1 protein-coding gene and 1 pseudogene are annotated in these 2,558 nt (G+C 69.8%); both read left to right on the forward strand.

The window, feature by feature from the left end:
* Positions 1-190: 190 nt before the first annotated feature.
* A pseudogene (locus tag AC6LJ9_RS30425) lies at positions 191-1,081 on the forward strand (dihydrolipoamide acetyltransferase family protein); the annotation flags it as partial.
* 2 nt (positions 1,082-1,083) lie between these two features.
* Positions 1,084-2,487 carry a dihydrolipoyl dehydrogenase gene (gene lpdA / locus AC6LJ9_RS30430; protein ID WP_498150425.1) on the forward strand — a complete coding sequence of 468 codons (1,404 nt, stop codon included), beginning with the start codon at positions 1,084-1,086 and terminating at the stop codon, positions 2,485-2,487.
* The last annotated feature ends 71 nt before the right edge of the window (positions 2,488-2,558 follow it).

The following is a 2,558-nucleotide window of genomic DNA, read 5'->3' on the forward strand; positions in this document are numbered from 1 at the left end:
CTGCGTGCAGCTCACACCTCTCTACACAGTGTTTTTTTTTTTTTTCAAAGCAAAGCCGGCATACCGAGTTCCCTTTTGCCTCCCGGGGGCCCGGGAGTTTTTTAAAAGAGACGGCCCGGTGGCGGCTGCGCCCGCCAAGGCCGCCGCGCCGGCGCCGTCCAAGCCCGCGCGGCAAGCGCCCGCCGCTGTCGCGCGCCAGCCTGGCGAGAAGCCGCTGGCCTCGCCCGCCGTGCGCAAGCGCGCCTGGGACCTGGGCATCGAGCTGCGCTATGTGCACGGCAGCGGCCCGGCCGGCCGCATCCTGCACGAGGATCTGGACGCCTATCTGCAAGGACAGGGCGCGGCGGGCCAGGCCCGTGGCGGCGTGGCCTATGCCGAGCGCAACGACGAGGAAAACGTGCCGGTGATCGGGCTGCGCAGGAAGATCGCGCAGAAGATGGCCGAGTCCAAGCGCCGCATTCCGCACTTCAGCTACGTCGAGGAAATCGACGTGACCGAACTGGAAGAGCTGCGCGCCAGCCTCAACCAGAAGTGGGGCGCCACGCGCGGCAAGCTCACGCTGCTGCCGCTGCTGGCGCGCGCCATGGTGGTGGCGCTGCGCGACTTCCCGCAGATCAATGCGCGCTACGACGACGAGGCCGGCGTGGTCACGCGCTACGGCGCGGTCCACATCGGCATCGCCACGCAAAGCGACGGCGGGCTGATGGTGCCGGTGATGCGCCACGCCGAGGCGCGCGACCTCTGGTCCATGGCGGCCGAGATCATCCGCCTGGCCGAGGCGGTGCGCACCGGCTCTGCCAGCCGCGACGAGTTGTCGGGCTCGACCATCACCATCACCAGCCTGGGGCCGCTGGGCGGCATCGTCACCACGCCGGTGATCAACCATCCCGAGGTGGGCATCGTGGGCGTGAACCGCATCGTCGAGCGGCCGGCCATCCGCAACGGCGCCGTGGTGGCGCGCAAGCTGATGAACCTGTCGTCCTCGTTCGATCACCGCGTGGTCGACGGTATGGACGCGGCGCGCTTCATCCAGGCGGTGCGCGCGCTGCTTGAACAACCCGCGCTGCTTTTCGTGGAGTAAGCATGAGCCAGACTACAAAAACAACGGGCCTGCTGGTGATCGGCGGCGGCCCGGGCGGTTACGTGGCCGCCATCCGCGCCGGCCAGCTGGGCGTGCCCACCATCCTGGTCGAAGGCGACCGGCTGGGCGGCACCTGCCTGAACATCGGCTGCATCCCGTCGAAGGCACTGATCCACGCGGCCGAGGAATTCGACAAGGCGCGCCACTACGCCGGCGAGTCGGCGCTGGGCATCTCGGTGCAGGCGCCGTCCATCGATATCGCGCGCACCGTCACCTGGAAGGACGGCATCGTCTCCAAGCTCACCAGCGGCGTGGGCGCGTTGCTGAAGAAGAACGGCGTCGAAGTGGTGCGTGGCTGGGCCACGCTGCTGGATGGCAAGACCGTCGAGGTCGAAACCGCCGACGGCGCACGCCTGCGCATCCAGTGCGAGAACCTGCTGCTGGCCGCGGGCTCCGAGCCCACGCCGCTGCCTTCGGTGCCTTTCGGCGGCATCGTGGTCTCGTCCACCGAGGCGCTGTCGCCTGACAGCATCCCGAAGAAACTGGTGGTGGTCGGCGGCGGCTATATCGGCCTGGAGCTGGGCACCGTGTACCGCAAGCTGGGCGCGGAAGTGGCCGTGGTGGAAGCGCAGGACCGCATCCTGCCCACCTACGACGCCGAGCTGACCAAGCCGGTGGCGGCGGCGCTGGCGCGCATGGGCATCGAGCTGCACCTGGGCCGCAAGGTGCTGGGCCTGAACGCCGAGGGCAACGCCGTGCGGCTGCAGGACGCCGCAGGCGCCGAGACGCAGGTGGCCGCCGACCGCGTGCTGATCGCGGTGGGACGCCGTCCGCGCACGCAAGGCTGGGGGCTGGAAAGCCTGCAGCTGGACCGCAAGGGCAACGCGCTGCTGATCGACGACCAGTGCCGCACCTCGATGCGCGACGTCTGGGCCATCGGCGACCTGGCCGGCGAACCCATGCTGGCGCATCGCGCCATGGCGCAGGGTGAGATGGTGGCCGAACTGGTGGCGGGCAAGCGCCGCCACTTCCAGCCGGCCGCGATTCCGGCGGTCTGCTTCACCGATCCGGAAGTGGTGACGGCGGGCCTGTCGCCGGCCGAGGCCGAGACGGCGGGGCTGGATTGCCTGGTGGCGTCCTTCCCCTTCGCCGCCAACGGCCGCGCCATGACGCTGGAGTCCACCGACGGCTTCGTGCGCGTGGTCGCGCGGCGCGACAACCACCTGGTGCTGGGCTGGCAGGCGGTCGGGCGCGGCGTGTCGGAACTGGCGGCGGCGTTTTCGCAGTCGCTGGAGATGGGCGCCACGCTGGAAGACGTGGCCGGCACCATCCATGCCCATCCCACGCTGGGCGAGGCGGTGCAGGAAGCGGCGCTCAAGGCGCTGGGCCACGCGCTGCACACCTAGCGCCTCGCGCCGGCAGCATGGCCCCCGGCTCTTATACCCACCCTTACCTCCCCACGATTTATGAAATGGCG

It is taken from the genome of Achromobacter sp. 1011811831, from assembly GCF_059760905.1.